Below are 17,825 nucleotides of genomic sequence, written 5' to 3' on the forward strand. Positions count from 1 at the left end.
CGTACAAATCGTACAGAAAAAATAAAAAACAACTGGAATTTTTAACCATTTAATCTCAAAAAAATGGTCAACCTATTTCAGGACAAGACAAACCTACTCTGAATGAAATACCTTTTAAAAACCCCTGCTCTAATCTATATGTTACTGTTTATTTCTTGCGGGTATCGAACCCCTGAAGCGGATAAACATCCCGAAATTCCAATTTTCCCAATGCATACCAATGATCAATTATGCATAAAACAAATAACCCCTAATTTATATGGTATTAAATGCAATGAGAAATACCTATTTGCCCATAATAGCGATGGTGAGTTGGTTATTATTGATAGACAATTATATACCACAAAAACAATACAGGCACCTAACAATTAAATCAGTAAAAACGGAGATATTTATTCCATAGAACTTAATCAAAATCCTGAACTAACAGAGGTTTACAAAATATCGTTTCTAAATAATTTTAAAAAAGAAAAAATAGAAAACTTAATCATAAATTCTAGAGAGGGTTATGCCATCAGGGATTCATTAAACCTAGTTTACAACCTGGATAAGGATGCTAAAGAAAATATTGAACGTAAAAGGCACATAGATAGTTTAATCCCTATTATTTATTAAAAAGAACAAGATGTAATCGCTGCTAAATTAGAAGAATTAAAACCAAATGTAATGTCGATATATCCGCTAGCATACTCCGTGAGTGTTTTAAAGTTTAAGAATAAAGAACTCGCTTTGTATATAAGAAATGACCATTCGCAAAATTTTAAAGAGATGTTAGAAGAAACACGCAGTAATCGATTAGAATTTATATGGGATGTAACAAAAAGCCCAAAATCTTTTGACAAGGTTGTTCTAGGTAATTCCTTCACTGGGAATCATTACGTAGTGGGGTATACCCCTTATGGCTATAATTATATAGAACTCTCATTAAATAAGCAAACAACAAAATTCAAAGCAAAAAACACACATAATGGGGATGGGGTACATATTCTACATGAAAGTAAAGACACTGTTATCCTCACAGATTATGAAAAATTATATCGCGTAACACTAAAACCATAAAACCGAACTAGAATAATTCATCATTTAATCCTAGAAAAATGAATAACCTATTTGAGGGTAAGCCACTGCTAAAACAAGTACCTTTGGCAACACCGCTATAACGCAACTGAAATTTAATAGTATGAAAAAACTTTTACTACCCTATTTACTTCTTTCATTGCTTTTTGTTGGGTGTAAAGTAAACTACAAGCAAGAGGATACCACACCAACCAAATTTACCTACACGGAAAACAGTGAGGTATTAATTAGTGCACACCGCGGGGGCAAAGGTTACCCTGGCTATCCAGAAAATTGTTTAGAAACCATGCAGTACATCAAAAAAAATATACCCAATGCGTTATTTGAAATTGATGTGGCAAAAAGTAAAGATGGGGTACTATTGCTGATGCACGATAATTCCTTAGAACGTACCACTACTGGCTCTGGCAGCGTAGACCAAAACAGTTGGGAAACCATGTCTCAACTCACCCTTAAAGACGATTTTGATTCGATTGTACCCTTTAAAATTCCACTGTTTAAAGAGGTATTGGATTGGGCAAAAAAAGAAAATGCCATCCTCACAGTGGATATTAAACGTAGCGTGGACCCTACAGAAGTACTTCAGTTTATAGAAGATAACAATGCTTTAGAACAAACTATTATAATAACCTATGCTATAGAAACCGCCCAAAAATTGTATCAACGTAATCCTAACGTTATGCTCTCTGTAAGTATCAGAAATATGGAAGAGTTTAACAGAGCTGCTGACTCTGGTATACCATGGGCTAATATGGTGGCATTTACAGGTACCAGATTATCAGATGTTTCTTTATATGACCAACTGCACGATAAAGGAGTAATTTGCATGCTAGGTACTTTAGGAAACTTAGATAAGCGTGCAGCTGCAAGAGGTGACCATCTTTACAGGGACTGGGCCAAACTAGGTATTGACGTTTTTGCTACAGACAGACCCTTAGAGACGCAAAAAGCACTTATAACGCATAAAAACTAATTGCAGTAGCTCATTAAAAAGAAGCATAATTTTGTAGTACTGTAACGGATAATCACCGCAATTGTAATGCGGCTACACGCGTTGTTTTAGCAGGATAAACAAAAGCAGTCCCCATAACAGTAGCAATACACCGAGTAGTGCCAATAGTATATTCAAATTTTGGACAGCTACATGGGAGACCGCTGTAGCCTTAGCATTTTCTAAGATTAAGCTATTTTTCAGTAATTCTTTTTCGCAGTGCGATAAACCTGTACGTGCCGCTGTTCGCTGTTTTTCTAAATCTAGATATGTCGCCGTCTTGTTTTGTGCAACACGTATGTTAGCTGTCTGTTGCCATGCCAACCATGCGGTTAGCCCTAAGACCAGCGTACAAAGCAGCAAAGCAATACATGCGTATAGCGATTTCATTTAACTTTCTAAAGCTGCCGCGGTAAGTCCAAGAAATGCCAAGGCACCAAAAAAGAATAGCAATAGAATTAAGCCTATACAAGAAATAACCAAGCCCGCTATAGCTGTACCTCTTGGACGCTTAAATAGGCCTATAATGGAAAAGATAAGACCTAGCAACCAAATAATAGAACCTGCAATAGGTAGGCAGCTAGAAAACCATGCTAAGATAGACAGTATAAGACCTGCCAATCCCATGCTATTGCTTTGGTTTTGTTGGTTGATGATGATGGTCTGTTTTTCCTGATTACGGTGGTCTTGCATGCTTGTGGTTCTTTGTTAGTTTAACGTTAACGCGTAAAAATAATCATTTAAAACAATTTTCATTCTGTAGTTAGAAATCGTTGTACATCACAGCATAAAAAAACGAGGGCCTGTGCCCTCGCTTTCAATTCTTGGAATGTGTTGGTCTTTACTTACCGTCGCATCCTGGTTTGGCATCGGCATCCGTAGCCAGTTGTATGGCAGACAGTCCTAATGTAGTGCCCTTTGGTGCGCTAATGCTAAAAGCAGTGTTTACTGCAGTCATATCAGTCCCCAATTTTTCAAAACAACTAAGGCTCAAACGGTATTCTTTCCATGCTTGCCCAGAGATACCTATTTCTAGTTGTTGGTTGCATAGCCCAGCGGCACTGCAAACTCCAATTTGTACTGTTGCTGTTTCTTGGTCAAAAGTACGTGCGTAAAACGCAAGTTCCATGGCGCCATTGCTTTCCCTTGCCATATCTGCAGGAGTGGTCGCAATCAATTGTGCTTGTATACGCTCTGTAGAAGTCCACTCTAATTTTAACGCATCTTCTTGTGCCATATGGTCTGTTTTCCCTACCAATAACCCACCAATAGAGGTTGGGAAACTGGCCACTTGCTTTTCTAAATCGGCCGACTGTAATTGCAAACGCCAAGGCGCGGTAGGCTGCCCTTTATCAAAAAAGACGCCAGTAGAGGCTACCTCTAAATTTTCTAAACCTGAGTTTTCTGGTAATACCTCAACCGTTTCTTTGCTGCTGTAATTTAAACCATAACCTAGCTTAAAAAGCACATCTTTGGTTTGTGGTGCTACAGCAGTTGCAGGCCATGAAAAAGATAGTTTTCCAGTAAAATCGTATGTTGCATCACGCTTAAACAACAAGTCCGATACCCCACCACCTTCACTTCCTGGTAGCCAAGCAGCCACAAAAGCATCAGAAAGGTTGAGCTCTGGGTTAGTCCACATAGGGCGGCCAGAAAGGAACACACTTACTACAGGAATCCCTTTTTCTTTGTAAGCCGAAAGTTTGGCAGTATCAAAAGCATTGGGCACAAAATCTAAATGTTTACGGTCTCCTTGGAACTCAGCATAAGGGTCTTCCCCATAAATGGCTATTACTACATCTGCCGTAAGGCTTGCATCTGCCTCTGGCGAAAAGATAAGCTTCCCTCCTTTTTCTGCAACTGCTTCTTTTATACCTTCTAATATAGATTCGCCATTAGGGAACTCTTCATTAGTATGGCCTTCGCCTTGCCAAGACAAGCTCCATCCGCCAGCAGCTTTAATAATATGTTCCGCACCATCACCTACTACCAAGATGGTTTTGCTCGCATCTAGTGGTAGTATATTATCATTGTTTTTAAGTAAAACCATAGATTCCCGTACGGCTTGGCGTGCCAATGCACGGTGTTCTGGTAATGCTAGTTGACGCTCGTCTCCAGCAAATTTACGCGTGCTTGGTGCTCCCTTATCAAAAATACCAGAAGCCAGCTTCACCCGTAAAATTCTACGGACCGCATCATCTAGGCGCTCCATAGTTATGGTTCCTGCTTTTACGTGTTTCAACGTACTTTCATAAAGCCCTTTCCAGCTATCTGGTGCCATAAACATATCTACCCCTGCATTAAAAGCATTGGGGCAATCTTCATTAGTACAGTCGGGTACTTGGCCATGACCGTTCCAATCCCCTACAACAAAGCCATTAAATCCCAGTTTCCCTTTTAAAACTTCTGTCAGTAACTCATAATCGCCATGCAATTTTCTGCCATTGTAACTAGAAAAAGAAGCCATCACCGTTTGTACTCCGGCAGGGATAGCACTGTAATAGCCTGCTGCGTGTACATTGAGCAATTCAGATTCATCAATCTTAGCATCGCCTTGGTCTACACCATTTTCTGTGGCTCCATCTGCTAAAAAGTGCTTAGCACAAGAAATTACACGACCTGCTCCCATAAAGTCTGCATCGCCCTTAGTGCCTTGTAAGCCTAATACAATTTTATCCGCATACCTGTTTGCCAGGTCTGGCTCCTCAGAAAACCCCTCGTAACTACGGCCCCAGCGCACATCTTGCGGCACGGCTAAGGTTGGGGCAAACGTCCAATCGTGCCCAGAAACTGTAAGTTCATGTGCTGTAATAGATGCTAATTGTTGTATCAACTCTGGGTTATGGGTAGCGCCTAGCCCAATATTATGTGGTAAAATAATGGCACCTTCTAAATTGCCATGTCCATGTACGGCATCTATACCCCAAATAATAGGGATAGCTACTTCTACCCCATCCGTATCCATAGATGCATTGTAATACTGGTCTGCCATCTGCAACCATGTTTTAGCATCTGCGTAGGCTTTATCTCCGGGAGCAGAATTACCACCACTTAAAACCGAACCCAAACGGTATTGTTTTACTTCTTCTGGCGTAACAGACTCACTATCTGCTTGTATTATTTGCCCTACCTTTTGTTCTAAGGTGAGTTGGGGTAACAAACTATCTATTTGCGCCTCTATGGTAGAATCTAAGGGTTGAGGCTCAAAAACAGGCCAATCTGTGAGTAACGCTTTGGTTTCTGGTGGTTTTTCTGTTGTTTTGGGTTGCTGCTTACAGGCTACAAAAAACAAGGCTGTAACTAGCGTGCATCTTAGTACGGCTTTGGTAAACATTTTTTAAAAATTAGAATTATTAGAATAGTTGAAAGGAATTATTATTCCTTTCTTACGTTTTAGTTTAGTGCGATGCAATATACGGGTGTACCTGTAAATTTAAAAAATTTTACACCTTGCGATACTTGTAATTCTTTACGTTAACGTTATAGTTCTTTATAGCGTTTTAAATTAAAATTTTCTGGTAGCCTTAAATAAAACTTACGGAGGATATTCATATCATACCCATCCACACTGGTTCCCCGAGTTTCGTCTTCTATATACAAGTAATTTTTTGCATTCTTTATCTTTCTACCTTCGGTTTTAATGTGAGCGAACTTTTTAAGTGTAAATTTTTGCTCTAAGTGTACCATACCATATTGATATTGATGCCATTGTCTGTTTGGGTTTAGTTTTACTTTTTTAAGTGGTTCTAACATGTATATATAAAAGCCCGTGGCCCAAACGGCTACGCTCAACACTAAAGTAAAACCAACAATCAAAGCAAATTCACCATCGTTATCCTTACCCAAAAACAACCCTAATACTAATGCCGCAAATCCAATTGCTAGAGTAATCCCCATAGCTTTAAAATGCTTTGCTTTTTGTTGCGCTATACACTCCTCTATCACAGAACGCCACTCCTGCGGCTCATACCTAAAAATGGCTTTTGCTTTAAACTCCTTAGCCTGGGCTGCTGCAAAAAAGCGCTTATCTGGTTCTCTTATCAACTTACGAATTATGACCATTGCTGCGACAGCATACACATAACAGCCTGCTAATTGAACATATGTTTTTGATTTAATAGCAATGTACCCAATCCACAATAATAGCGGACATACCAAGCCTAAAATAAACATGATTATTACCAGGCTTTGGATGATATCTAATTCATAGCGTTCTTCCATAGGAGCTTATTCACTGCAAGATACTCCCAAATTGTGAAAAGAGGAGGTTCTTAACTTTAAGAACTTTCTATAAATTACACTCCTTGTGGCTCTTCGCCAAAAGCTAGTGTTCTAGTAAATAATTATTAAATCGGTGATGGTTATATTACCTACTATAGCAATGGCAATTACCATAGTTAAGGTAACTTTAGTGTACACCTATATTTTAATTAATCTGCAACACTACCACAAAACATTGCTGCTAATAAAACAAAATAGATAGTAACCTCTATTCTCTTAAAACTTGAGACACTTCTATCATTTGCCATTTCTTATCATAATCAACAAAAATCTCGAACATAGCCGTATGGCTAGAACCCGCTAAAACCATGACCCGCTCGTCGGTTTCTTCTGTATACTTGCGTACCAAAGACCACATGTACAAGTTTCTTTTGTACCATTCTGCAGTTAAGAGCGCGCCATTAAATTGTTCTGTGTTACCGGCAAGGGAAAGTACGTTGTTGTGCAAGTTATTACTCTCGTACCGCATGGTTTCGGTATTCATCCCCAAGGTTAAGGCAATCAAGGAAACTCCCTGATCTATTTGCGCATCAAAATCTGCACTAAACCACTTTAGTTTTTCTTCTATTTCTTGCTGTAATTGGGTTTGTTGGTTGGCTTCTATATCTTCCATCACCTCTGTATATGGAAAGTTGGTATCCGTGTAATCTATGGCATATACCCGCTCTTGGTTATTGGCCTTGGCTACCCTAAACGCTAGTTGAAAAATCTCATTTTTTTTGTAAAAATTAGATAGGTTTTCTTGTTTAAAATAGTTGCCCGCCTTGTACAGGTTGTAAAGTGAGTCTAGTTCTTTTTGTTCGTGATGTGGCCATTCTACAAAGATTTTTGTAGGGTTATAGTTTACCAGTTGTTTGGTCATCTTATCCAAATCTTTCTGGGCACTTGGACTAAGGATGTCAAAAGATTTGGTTTTGGCTACATCTGCACCTGGGTTATGGTAGTGAAACGTACCCAACAAAAGTACCTCTTTAGGCTTGGATTGCAAGGTTGTCTTAGGTTGAGCGCTAAGGAAGGTAACACTCGTTAAGAGTAATAAACAAAATAAAGTAGTAATTTTCATTTTTTTGATAGGTTATTGATTGCTCTAGGTATAAGATGAATTACTTTAAAATTTGTTACATCACTAAACTATTTTTTGCCTTAAAAATGAGTCCAGCTATATAAAAAGAGGAGGTCCTCGCCTATAAGTACCTCCTCCAAACTACACACAATGCGGCTATTCCCCAATAGCCTATTTTTTAATATTGTTCTAATAGATAATTAATTAAATCGGTAGTGGTAACAATGCCCACCAAGGTATCACCATCTACAACAGGTAATGCATGAAATTCTTTTTGAGATAAAAACAAAGCAACATCTCTTATTGTAGTGCTACGCTGTACAGAAATTACATCTTTAACCATGACCTGTTCTATAGTAAACATATTGTACACCATAGTATCTACATCTTGTTCTTCTTCATCTATCGCATCTGCAAAACTGATGCGCATTAGGTCTGTATAACTCATCATACCAATAACCTTTTCACCTTCGGTTACAGGAATGTGTCTAATATGGTGTTTTTTAAATAACTCTTCTGCGGTAACCAAATCATCTTGTGTAGACAAAGTGATGACATTTCTGGTCATTATTTCGGAAACTGGAACACGCTTTTTCATGGGTTTAGTTTTTTAATTTACATACCTAAAGGTAGTACGGTTAACGTGCTAAAAACATGACAATTATCAGATTACACCATAAAAAAAGTCCCGCCGTAGCGGGACTCCCTGTAAACAATACCAAACTGAACTGGTAAAACAAATCATATTTTAAAAGTCACCACAGGAATTTCACTGTGGTTAGCTACATCTTCTCCTATACTACCCATAAAAAAGTGGGTAATTCCTTTTCTACCATGCGTAGGAATGGCAATCATATCTGCAGCATTGCTATCTGCAAAAGCAAGTATTCCTTTTTCTACCGTATAATCATTATAAATCACCACTTCCTTACCTAGTTTTGCTTGGTCTAAAAATTTAGAAATACGGCTGTAGGTATCTGCGGTACTCAAAAAGTTATCTGCAGGGGTATTAATGTACACCATTTGTAATTCTGCGCCTATAAGCGCTGCAAATGCCACCACGCGTTTGGCAACGTCTACACTTTCTAGTTTAAAATCTGATGCAAACACTATACGTTCCGCATTAAATTTTGTCATATCACCTTTCACGACCAAAACCGGAACCTCAGCACTACGTACTACGCGTTCTGTATTGCTGCCAATAAATAGTTCTTCTAAACCATCTACGCCATGAGACCCCATGACAATAAGGTCTGCTTTGTGTTTTTCTGCTACTTCATTTACTTCAGAGAACACTTTGTAATGTTTAATTATAGGTGTTACAGCTATACCTTCTAAGTAGGGCTTTTCTAAAAACTTAGCAAAGCGGTCTTCTGTTATTTTAAGCAGATGTACCATATGCTCTCCTGGAATTAAATCTGTATTAGACGTTACGGAGGGCGATAATTCTAGCATGTGCATTACATACAAGGTGGCATTATGTTTTCTAGCTATGTCTGCAGCTACTTTTAAGGCTGTTTCCGATTGTTGAGAAAAATCGATGGGTACTACAATACTTTTCATTTTTTTTGCTTTTAAATAGGTTAAACGGTCATTGAGAATAATTGGGTATCAGGCTTTTTGCGCTGTAATTTTAAATCTAAGGCCATGCTTATGTTTCTGATAAAAGGCTTTCCTTTTTCGGTCACCGTAATGCCTTTATCGTCTACCAAGACTAAATCATCTTTGGCCAATTCTTGTAATCTTTCTTGTATCTCTTGCAGCGGTAAAACGCCGTGGTCCTCTGTATTCCATGCTGTTTTAAATCGGCACATTAAATTAAGAATATGTTTTCTTATTAAAATGTCTTCATTGTTAAGAATGTGACCTCTAAAGACCGGAATAACATTATTTGCTACTAAATCTTGGTATTCCTCTATATTTTTTACATTCTGGGCAAAACCATACCAACTATCACTAATACTGCTGGCACCTAAGCCAATCATCAATTGGGTTTTAGAAGGTGTGTACCCCATAAAATTGCGGTGCAACTTTCCGTTTGCAGCAGCAGTGGTTAACGCATCTGTAGCCAAGGCAAAATGGTCCATACCAATATCAACGTACCCCATGTCTGTAAGCATTTTTTTACCTAAAGCGTATTGTGATTGTTTTAATGCTGCGGAAGGTAAATCAGAATCTTTAAAACCACGCTGACCATTGCCTTTTAACCACGGTACATGTGCATAACTATAAAAAGCAATACGGTCTGGGCGTAGTTCACTGGTTTTTGTAATGGTATTTTTAACGTCTTCTAGTGTTTGGAAGGGTAAACCGTAAATAATATCATGCCCCACACTAGTGTAACCCACAGCTCTGGCCTGTTCCGTTACTTGCTTAACATTCTCAAACGGTTGTACTCTATGGATGGCCTGTTGCACTCTTAAGTTGTAGTCTTGTACACCATAACTGACCCGCTTAAAACCTAGCCCATACAATAGTTGCAAATGGGCGGTTGTTGTATTATTGGGGTGCCCTTCAAAGCTCATTTCCACGTCTGTCGCTACTCTAGCTTTCCTAAAAATACCTCTAAGCAACATTTCTAAATTTTGCGGGGAAAAGAAGGTAGGTGTACCTCCGCCAATATGCAGTTCTTTTAGTAACGGACGCTCTGGCAATAGCTCCAAATACAAATGCCACTCTTTCAGTAATGCCTTTACATAAGGTAGTTCTACATCGTGCCTTTTGGTAATGCGCTTGTGGCAGCCACAAAACGTACACATACTTTCGCAAAACGGTAGGTGTAGATATAAACTTATACCTTCTTCTTTGCTTTCTCCAAAGCTTTTAACCACACTATCTTTCCATTTTTTACCAGAGAATTCGGTAATATCCCAATAGGGAACCGTTGGGTAACTGGTATACCGTGGTCCTGCCACATTGTATTTCTGAACTAAATTGCACATACCTAATAATTATACTCCAAAGCTAAGGTTAGGCGTTTTTGTAAAATATGATATTTATCAGGTTGCTATAAAAGAAATGCCCTGCAGCCTTTGTAGCCTGCAGGGCATCAACAAAAAAAACGAAAACCCCATTATTGCATCACAAAATTTATTGGGACACCATATCGTACTGTAGCTGGTCTGCCTCTTTGATTACCAGGTGTCATATTCGGTAACATTGCTATAATTCTTACTGCTTCGTCCTCTAACAATTTATCCGGACCTCTTTTATTTATATGGGCTACCTTGCCCTTAGAATTAATCTCGAACTGCACATAAACTTTACCCTGTATCCCTAATTCTAAAGCAGTACTTGGATACTTAAAGTTGTTTTTAATATGCTCCTGAATTTTCTGATTAAAACATGCTTTACGGGCTTCATTATCTGCTAAACCCTCGCAGCCAGGAAAAATAGGCACTTCTTCTATCACAGCAAAGGGAACGGTAATCTCCTCTTCTTCTTCTACTACCTCTACCTCATCTACAGCTACCACGGCATCATTCACGTAAATATCTTGGCTACTTTCTGTACTTTCTATTAAAGTCTCTTCTACCTCTTCCATATCTTCTACAATAGAAATAACGTCTGGAGCAGCAGGTGGTGGCGGTGGTGTAAAATTGGTTTGCATGTGGGTTACTGGTACTTCTTCATCTATATCGTCCATAACTTGCATTATGGTTACAAATTCTTCTGCTGTGGAATAGGTTTTATGTTCTAACATTCTCCATACAGCGAACAAGACAATAGTTAATCCTATTACAAAATAAAGACCACTATCTCTACTTAAATCTACTTGTGGGTTTTTCTTCAGTTCCATGGGTATTACGATTTTATAGTATAAAAGTAATCTAGCTAAGTATCTTAAAACATGACAATTATCATGCTTACCTTTTTTATTGAGATGTTGCTTTTTCTTCTTGTTGAGCAACCTTATTTTGTTTATCCTTATATAGTTTGGTCTTAAAATAAAGGCTGAATCTAAGGCGGTCGTAATTTTCTTTGCCTACGTGATTTTTTAAATAGCCTAATTCTAAACACAGGTTTGGCGTTATTTTTTTACCAAGTCCAATGAAAAATCGGTTTTGCATTATTTTAAATTCGTTCAACTCTAAAAAATGCTCATTAGAAACTTTTACGTAGGTTGATGCGTCTACAGCTTGTGTAAATTGTAGGCGATGTCGTAAGCGTGGTCCAAATGTATGGGTAGTTCCACTGTGTTTCCATCGGTGTTCCAAGCGAAAGCGCTGTGCAAATTTTTTACTATGCTTCCATCCCATTTCTTGGTACAACCAGAATTGACCTTTTTGTTCTAAGGAGTTTACCTTCTCAAAAGGATGGTGGTCTAAGAATGCTACCCCTGCACCTATATATGTATTGGAATTTAATTTATAATTGGCACCAACACGTAAAAATCCAAATTCCACGCTTTCTGCATAGTTGTATTGTCTTAGAATACCTACCGTTGGGATGCTCCAATTATTAGCAATTTGATGGGTGCCAACCAGTTGTGTCCACGTACCTACTTGGTCTTTTGGAGCTTCTTGTGTAAACCCCACTAGCGTATAAAAACTTAGTGCTAAAAAACAAAGGCGGAAGAAATATGAAGCCAGTTTCATGGTATTCCATTTTATATACCAAAGGTCTACTCTAATAGGCTAGGAATTCATGATAAATATCAGGTAATCAAACTTTAAGGTTAAGAGAATGTAAAGTATTCAAAAGCTGATATCTGTCATATTTTGCCCGCTAGGGGGACCCTACTTTTACAGTGTTATTAGTTAACCTCTAAAACATCAGGTATGAATCACATTAAACACATTTTGGTCCCTTTCGATTTTACAGAATCGGCTATCAACGCATTAGACTACGCCTTAACATTCGTAGGTTTTGAGAACGATATTAAAATTACAGCTGTATACGCTAGTACTAGCCCTATAACAAGTTTAGAAGAAGTGTCTTCTGAAGCTAAGTTTGTGTCCTTGGTTGCTTCATTAAATAAAAAAACCAAGAACGTACCCAAGCTAAAAATGGTCACAGGAGAAATTACCAACGTAATCTTAAGTGAACAAAACTTTTTAGAAGCAGACCTTATTCTAATGGGCACTATGGGCGATAGTAGTGCAGACACCCATCTAACTAATACATCTAAATTGGTGTTAGAAGCAGATTGCCCTGTACTGTCTATTCCGTTAGAAACTACGGTAGATACTCCTAAGCACATTGCCTTGGTTTTAGGCAATGAAGAGATAGAACACAAGAGCGTCCTCAACTTTTTATTAGACATCGCAAGGAGTTTTAATGCTAAAGTACACGTGCTAACCATCTACAAAGAGAGTATTTATAAAGAAAAAGTAGTGGTTGAGTCTAATGAGGACTCCTTAGAATACTATTTGGAGCATTTTTATGCATCGCATGATTTTGAAAAAAATCAGGATATAGAGCAAGGTATTATGGACTATGTGGCAGATAAAGAGATAGACCTTTTAGCTATTATCCCTAGAAACCATGCCGAGAAAACAAAACCATCAGAAGGTAGGCTTACCAAATTATTAACCCTACACGCCACGGTACCTGTACTTACGTTGGATTAACCTTCTATACCACGATTATGACCATCTTAATCATCATATTAATACTAACCATTGCCTTATTTGTGTGGGGAAAATACCCACCAGATGTGGTGGCATTAATGTCCCTACTATCACTATATCTATTTGGGGTATTGGATATGACAGAGGCATTAAGCGGCTTTAGCAATGCTACCGTGATTATGATTGCCGCTTTGTTTATTATAGGAGAAGGCTTATCCAGAACAGGGTGGACTGCCTTAGCTGGTCAATGTTTTGTTAATTGGGCCGGTAAGAGTGTCCCTAAACTACTAGTTATTGTTACCTTGGGTGCAAGTGTTCTATCTGGTTTTGTTAGTAACACTGGTACTGTGGCTGCTTTATTGCCCGTTACCGTTTCTGCCGCTTGGAATGCTGGCACCCTTCCTTCTAAGCTATTAATGCCCGTAGCTTTTGGTTCTAATACGGGAGGTTTATTGACGCTGACGGGTACACCACCAAATATTATTGCTAGTAATGCAATGGTAGAAGCTGGGTTTGAGGGATTCTCTTTCTTTGAATTTAGTTTGATAGGGCTCCCGCTACTCCTTATTGCCATTCTGTACTTTAGGTACATAGGCTACCGTTTGCTCCCTAGTAATAAAACCAAAAACAAGCCTGTTAACATAGATGCAGAAATGAATAAATGGATAGAAGGATATAGTATTGGTGACAATTTATACCGTTTACGCATCCGTTCCATGTCCCCGTTAATAGGTACTAAAATTGGCGATTGGGGTTTTGAAGATAAATATAAAGTATGTGTAATGCGCTTAAAACGTAGACACCCTAGTCCTTTACAACAAAAAACACCCGCCTTTGTAGAGTTACCAGACCCAGACACAGAAATGCGTTACCATGATATCATAACGGTTAAGGGCGATGCAGAACATATTAATTTTTTAACCTTAAAATTCAGTTTAGGGATTATCCCTACTCCACCAGAAAAAGAGACCTTAAAAAACGAGCTCATTAATCAAGAAATTGGTATGGCAGAAATGCTTATTACACCAAAATCTGTGTTTGTCGGCAAGACTATAAATCTAGGTTCTTACCTGCAAAAATCTGGTGTACAGCTTTTAGCCGCTTCTAGGGATGATAGACCTTTAACTAAAGCTATTACTATAAAGGCAGGTGACGCTTTTATCATACGTGGCCCATGGAGTGAAATAGATGGTTTAAAATCCGTATATGAAAATCTAGTTATTGTAGGTAGTCCAGAGTCCATGGCCAAAAACGTTCCGCAATTAACGCCTAAAAGTTATATTGCTCTTGGAGCATTGCTGCTAATGATTGGCTTATTGGTTTTTAAAGTACTTCCTGGTGCCATAGCAGCGTTACTCTGTGCAGGTTTAGTGATGATTACGGGTTGCGTTCCTATTAATAAAGCGTACAAAGGTATTTCGTGGACCAGTGTAATTATGATTGCCGCTATGATACCTATGGGAGTAGCACTACAAAAAACAGGTGTTGCACAATTGGCAGCAACTAATTTAGTAGACACGCTTGGCTCATGGAGTCCTACCGCCTTATTGGGAGGTATATTTTTACTCACAACAGCATTTAGTCAAACAATAAATAATTCGGCCACCGCAGTACTAATGGCGCCCATAGCCTTGCTGGCGGCCACCTCTTTAGGGGTTTCTCCTAAACCCTACTTAATTACCGTTGCCATTAGTGCATCTACAGCGTTTTTAACCCCAGTGGGCACCACAACCAACGCCATGGTTATGACTGCGGGTGGATATCAATTTAAGGATTATGTAAAGGTTGGCGGTCCTTTATTGTTGTTTTTTTTCTTAGCAACCATAGTCCTGGTACCACTTATATGGAAATTCTAATAACAGCATTGTAAAAACAACACTCATGGAATTAGTAGTAGAAAACAAAAGAGATTTAAACAAGTATGGGCTTAAGAATGTTACGGCCTATTGGAACCTAGACGGAGAAACCTTACAACGCCATACCCTAGAAAAGGGTTTGGGGGTAGAAACTGAAAATGGCACGCTAGCCATTAATACGGGTAAGTTTACAGGGAGGTCTCCTAAAGACCGTTTTTTAGTAAAAGATGATTATACCAAAGACAAAGTGTGGTGGGGCCGCATAAACAAACCTATTTCTCCAGAGAACTTTGACCAATTACAAGAAGAAATTATCAACTATCTATCAGGTAAAGAAGTTTATGTAAGAGATGCTGCAGTTTGCGCTGACCCTCGATATCAAATGAATGTGAGAACCATAACCGAATATCCGTGGTCCAATTTCTTCATTAAAAATATGTTCTTGCGTTTGTCTGAGGGCGAATTAGAGAATTTTGAAGAAGAATGGTTAGTACTTTGTGCTCCTGGTTACCTGGCCAATAACCCACAAGAATATGGAATTTTAGCAGGTAATTTTTCTATCCTAAACTTTACCAAAAAAATCGCTTTGGTAGGTGGTTCTGCCTATACAGGTGAAATGAAAAAAGGGATATTCTCTGCCCTAAATTTAATACTACCTACAGAAAAAAATGTATTGCCTATGCACTGCTCTGCCAACGTTGGGCAAGCTGGTGACACGGCTATTTTCTTTGGATTGTCTGGTACTGGTAAAACTACGCTTTCTGCAGACCCTAACCGTAAGTTGATTGGAGATGATGAGCATGGATGGACGCCAGAAAACACCATTTTTAATTTTGAAGGGGGTTGCTATGCCAAAGTAATTGACCTAACAGAAGAAAAGGAACCCGAGATTTTTAGGGCGATAAAACCTGGTGCTTTATTAGAGAATATTACGTTTAAAGAGGGTACTAAAGAAGTTGATTTTTTTGATAGTTCCATAACGCAGAATACCCGTGTGAGCTACCCTATTTACCACATAGAAAATAGCAAAGAACCTTCTTATGCCGGTAATCCTAAAAACATATTCTTTTTAACCTGTGATGCTTTTGGGGTATTACCGCCTGTATCAAAACTTACAGCAGGACAGGCTGCATACCATTTTATCTCTGGTTACACTGCTAAAGTAGCTGGTACAGAAGCTGGTATTACAGAACCTGTACCCTCTTTTTCTGCTTGTTTTGGAGAACCTTTTATGCCACTACACCCAACCGTTTATGCAGAAATGCTGAGTAAAAAAATGACCGAAGCAGGCGTTAATGTATGGTTAATTAATACCGGATGGAGTGGCGGTCCTTACGGCGTAGGCTCTAGAATAAAATTAAAATATACTAGAGCTATGATTACAGCCATATTAGAAGGTCAATTGGAGCAGGTGGAGTTTGAGACACATCCTATCTTTGGTCTGTTTATGCCAAAATACTGCCCTGGGGTACCTACAGAAATGTTAGACCCAATGAACACGTGGTTGCAAAAAGGTGCTTATATTAGTAAAGCAATTCAGTTAGCACACTCGTTCCATATCAACTTTGATAAGTTTGCATCAGAAGCATCCGAAGAAATCTTGAATGGCGGGCCGCTAATTGATTCGCACCATAGTTTGGCAGACCATCTTTAAAATAAACCTATATGTTCCAAATAGCACAATTAGGAACACCAACTATAAAATCCCCCTTGGAGTTAAGTACTGTCAAGGGGGATAATATCTTCAACTTTATTACAGAAGAAGATAAATTGGTGTACGACCTTTCATTAGAAAATTACCAAAATTGTTTAAGCAGTAATTCTGCACCTATTTGCCTAGAAAAGGCTGGGCCTAGAGAACACCTCTTTTTTGACCCTAGAACCACCAAAGCGGCTATAGTTACTTGCGGCGGCTTATGTCCTGGTCTTAACAACGTAATTAGGGGTATTGTTATGGCACTACACTATTTTTATGGGGTTAAAGAAATTGTTGGTGTACGCTACGGGTATGAAGGTTTAAATCCAGAAGTAGGTCATGAGTTAATGCCACTTACGCCAGAAGTAGTTAAAAATATACACCATTATGGTGGTACCATTTTAGGGTCTTCTAGAGGTGGACAAGAAGTAACTACTATGGTAGATACATTAATAGCTAATGACATCAACGTCCTTTTTACTATTGGCGGGGACGGAACGCTTAAAGGAGCCAATGCTATTGGTGAAGAAATAGGCAAGCGTGGTGCACAAATAAGCGTAGTAGGCATTCCTAAAACCATAGATAATGATATAGACATCATTGATAAGTCCTTTGGTTTCGAGACGTCTTTTGACATTGCCAGCCCAATAATCAGAGATGCACATAATGAAGCGGCAGGTGCCATGAACGGTATTGCCATTATAAAGCTTATGGGTAGAGATAGTGGTTTTATAGCCGCTTCTGCCTCCTTAGCAATGCCAGAAGTAAATTATGTACTCATTCCAGAAATGGCATTTAACCTCTACGGTAAAAAAGGCTTTTTAGAACTATTGAAATTGCGCTTAGAAGCCAAAAAACATGCTGTCATTGTAGTAGCAGAAGGTGCTGGCCAACATCTCATAGAAAAAGAAACTGAGGTAGTAGATGCCTCTGGCAACATACAACATGAAGATATTGGGTTGTTCTTAAAAGATAAGATTAAAGCTTATTTTAAAGACCATTTTCCTGTAACCATAAAATATATAGACCCCAGTTATATTGTGCGTAGTGCTCCTGCTAACAGTAGCGATAGTATATTTTGTAGCAGTTTAGCGTACCAAGCAGTACATGGTGCCATGGCCGGTAAAACCCAATTTGTAGTAGGTAAAGTAAATAACAAGTTTGTACACCTACCTATAGTTGCCGTGACCAGTAAACGTAAAAAAGTTGATTTGGAAAGCGAATTCTGGTTTTCTGTGTTACAAAGTACAGGGCAACCCTTTTCCTTTTAGGCAGTTAACAAAATATC

The 17,825-nt window shown here is 38.6% G+C and carries 17 protein-coding genes; 7 read left to right on the forward strand and 10 right to left on the reverse strand.

What is annotated here, in order from left to right; all coding sequences use genetic code 11:
• Positions 1-102: 102 nt before the first annotated feature.
• From FBT53_RS07975 to FBT53_RS07985, 3 genes are all read left to right on the forward strand, one after another.
• Positions 103-372: a hypothetical protein gene (locus tag FBT53_RS07975; RefSeq protein WP_136950657.1), complete on the forward strand. Its 270-nt coding sequence runs from the start codon at positions 103-105 to the stop codon at positions 370-372.
• 294 nt (positions 373-666) lie between these two features.
• Positions 667-1,059 carry a hypothetical protein gene (locus FBT53_RS07980; RefSeq protein ID WP_136950658.1) on the forward strand — a complete coding sequence of 131 codons (393 nt, stop codon included), beginning with the start codon at positions 667-669 and terminating at the stop codon, positions 1,057-1,059.
• A 121-nt stretch (positions 1,060-1,180) separates the two neighbouring features.
• Positions 1,181-2,050, forward strand: a complete 870-nt coding sequence (locus tag FBT53_RS07985; RefSeq protein ID WP_136950659.1) for a glycerophosphodiester phosphodiesterase family protein — start codon at positions 1,181-1,183, stop codon at positions 2,048-2,050.
• 72 nt (positions 2,051-2,122) lie between these two features.
• Here the strand turns inward: FBT53_RS07985 and FBT53_RS07990 are convergent, their stop codons facing one another.
• From FBT53_RS07990 to FBT53_RS08035, 10 genes are all read right to left on the reverse strand, one after another.
• Positions 2,123-2,458: a hypothetical protein gene (locus tag FBT53_RS07990; RefSeq protein WP_136950660.1), complete on the reverse strand. Its 336-nt coding sequence runs from the start codon at positions 2,456-2,458 to the stop codon at positions 2,123-2,125.
• On the reverse strand, positions 2,459-2,761 hold the full coding sequence (locus FBT53_RS07995) for a DUF3810 domain-containing protein (RefSeq protein WP_136950661.1): 303 nt from the start codon (positions 2,759-2,761) through the stop codon (positions 2,459-2,461).
• A 148-nt stretch (positions 2,762-2,909) separates the two neighbouring features.
• Complete coding sequence (locus FBT53_RS08000) at positions 2,910-5,402, reverse strand: glycoside hydrolase family 3 protein (RefSeq protein WP_136950662.1); 2,493 nt, start codon at positions 5,400-5,402, stop codon at positions 2,910-2,912.
• Positions 5,403-5,548: 146 nt separating this feature from the next.
• Positions 5,549-6,289, reverse strand: a complete 741-nt coding sequence (locus tag FBT53_RS08005) for a hypothetical protein (RefSeq protein WP_136950663.1) — start codon at positions 6,287-6,289, stop codon at positions 5,549-5,551.
• Positions 6,290-6,557: 268 nt separating this feature from the next.
• The gene (locus FBT53_RS08010; RefSeq protein WP_136950664.1) at positions 6,558-7,412 is read right to left on the reverse strand and encodes a DUF5694 domain-containing protein; all 855 of its coding nucleotides are present in this window, start codon (positions 7,410-7,412) and stop codon (positions 6,558-6,560) included.
• Between the two features lie 178 nt (positions 7,413-7,590).
• On the reverse strand, positions 7,591-8,010 hold the full coding sequence (locus tag FBT53_RS08015) for a CBS domain-containing protein (protein ID WP_136950665.1): 420 nt from the start codon (positions 8,008-8,010) through the stop codon (positions 7,591-7,593).
• 143 nt (positions 8,011-8,153) lie between these two features.
• Positions 8,154-8,975 carry a universal stress protein gene (locus FBT53_RS08020; protein ID WP_136950666.1) on the reverse strand — a complete coding sequence of 274 codons (822 nt, stop codon included), beginning with the start codon at positions 8,973-8,975 and terminating at the stop codon, positions 8,154-8,156.
• 20 nt (positions 8,976-8,995) lie between these two features.
• Positions 8,996-10,354, reverse strand: coding sequence for an oxygen-independent coproporphyrinogen III oxidase (gene hemN, locus FBT53_RS08025; RefSeq protein WP_136950667.1), 1,359 nt, complete (start codon positions 10,352-10,354; stop codon positions 8,996-8,998).
• 131 nt (positions 10,355-10,485) lie between these two features.
• A complete protein-coding gene (locus FBT53_RS08030) occupies positions 10,486-11,211 on the reverse strand; it encodes an energy transducer TonB (protein WP_136950668.1) in 726 nt (241 codons plus the stop codon).
• Positions 11,212-11,287: 76 nt separating this feature from the next.
• Positions 11,288-12,010, reverse strand: a complete 723-nt coding sequence (locus FBT53_RS08035) for a DUF2490 domain-containing protein (protein WP_136950669.1) — start codon at positions 12,008-12,010, stop codon at positions 11,288-11,290.
• Positions 12,011-12,193: 183 nt separating this feature from the next.
• On the opposite strand from FBT53_RS08035, the gene FBT53_RS08040 reads away from it, so the two are divergent.
• From FBT53_RS08040 to FBT53_RS08055, 4 genes are read left to right on the forward strand one after another with little or no spacing between them, the layout of a single operon-like run.
• Complete coding sequence (locus tag FBT53_RS08040) at positions 12,194-12,985, forward strand: universal stress protein (protein WP_136950670.1); 792 nt, start codon at positions 12,194-12,196, stop codon at positions 12,983-12,985.
• Positions 12,986-13,002: 17 nt separating this feature from the next.
• Positions 13,003-14,841, forward strand: a complete 1,839-nt coding sequence (locus FBT53_RS08045; protein ID WP_136950671.1) for an SLC13 family permease — start codon at positions 13,003-13,005, stop codon at positions 14,839-14,841.
• Positions 14,842-14,866: 25 nt separating this feature from the next.
• Positions 14,867-16,495 carry a phosphoenolpyruvate carboxykinase (ATP) gene (gene pckA / locus FBT53_RS08050; protein ID WP_136950672.1) on the forward strand — a complete coding sequence of 543 codons (1,629 nt, stop codon included), beginning with the start codon at positions 14,867-14,869 and terminating at the stop codon, positions 16,493-16,495.
• 11 nt (positions 16,496-16,506) lie between these two features.
• Complete coding sequence (locus FBT53_RS08055; RefSeq protein ID WP_136950673.1) at positions 16,507-17,808, forward strand: ATP-dependent 6-phosphofructokinase; 1,302 nt, start codon at positions 16,507-16,509, stop codon at positions 17,806-17,808.
• Positions 17,809-17,825 lie beyond the last annotated feature (17 nt).

The sequence above is a fragment of the Flavobacterium sp. ASW18X genome, assembly GCF_005144745.1.
Classification (GTDB): domain Bacteria; phylum Bacteroidota; class Bacteroidia; order Flavobacteriales; family Flavobacteriaceae; genus Croceivirga.

Coding starts and splice junctions, on each gene's coding strand:
- FBT53_RS08035 (WP_136950669.1), bottom strand. CDS start 12,010: ATGAAACTGGCTTCATATTTCTTCCGCCTTTGTTTTTTAGCACTAAGT.
- FBT53_RS07990 (WP_136950660.1), bottom strand. CDS start 2,458: ATGAAATCGCTATACGCATGTATTGCTTTGCTGCTTTGTACGCTGGTC.
- FBT53_RS08055 (WP_136950673.1), top strand. CDS start 16,507: ATGTTCCAAATAGCACAATTAGGAACACCAACTATAAAATCCCCCTTG.
- pckA (WP_136950672.1), top strand. CDS start 14,867: ATGGAATTAGTAGTAGAAAACAAAAGAGATTTAAACAAGTATGGGCTT.
- FBT53_RS07975 (WP_136950657.1), top strand. CDS start 103: ATGAAATACCTTTTAAAAACCCCTGCTCTAATCTATATGTTACTGTTT.
- FBT53_RS08030 (WP_136950668.1), bottom strand. CDS start 11,211: ATGGAACTGAAGAAAAACCCACAAGTAGATTTAAGTAGAGATAGTGGT.
- FBT53_RS08000 (WP_136950662.1), bottom strand. CDS start 5,402: ATGTTTACCAAAGCCGTACTAAGATGCACGCTAGTTACAGCCTTGTTT.
- hemN (WP_136950667.1), bottom strand. CDS start 10,354: ATGTGCAATTTAGTTCAGAAATACAATGTGGCAGGACCACGGTATACC.
- FBT53_RS08015 (WP_136950665.1), bottom strand. CDS start 8,010: ATGAAAAAGCGTGTTCCAGTTTCCGAAATAATGACCAGAAATGTCATC.
- FBT53_RS07985 (WP_136950659.1), top strand. CDS start 1,181: ATGAAAAAACTTTTACTACCCTATTTACTTCTTTCATTGCTTTTTGTT.
- FBT53_RS08045 (WP_136950671.1), top strand. CDS start 13,003: ATGACCATCTTAATCATCATATTAATACTAACCATTGCCTTATTTGTG.
- FBT53_RS07995 (WP_136950661.1), bottom strand. CDS start 2,761: ATGCAAGACCACCGTAATCAGGAAAAACAGACCATCATCATCAACCAA.
- FBT53_RS07980 (WP_136950658.1), top strand. CDS start 667: ATGTCGATATATCCGCTAGCATACTCCGTGAGTGTTTTAAAGTTTAAG.
- FBT53_RS08005 (WP_136950663.1), bottom strand. CDS start 6,289: ATGGAAGAACGCTATGAATTAGATATCATCCAAAGCCTGGTAATAATC.
- FBT53_RS08010 (WP_136950664.1), bottom strand. CDS start 7,412: ATGAAAATTACTACTTTATTTTGTTTATTACTCTTAACGAGTGTTACC.
- FBT53_RS08020 (WP_136950666.1), bottom strand. CDS start 8,975: ATGAAAAGTATTGTAGTACCCATCGATTTTTCTCAACAATCGGAAACA.
- FBT53_RS08040 (WP_136950670.1), top strand. CDS start 12,194: ATGAATCACATTAAACACATTTTGGTCCCTTTCGATTTTACAGAATCG.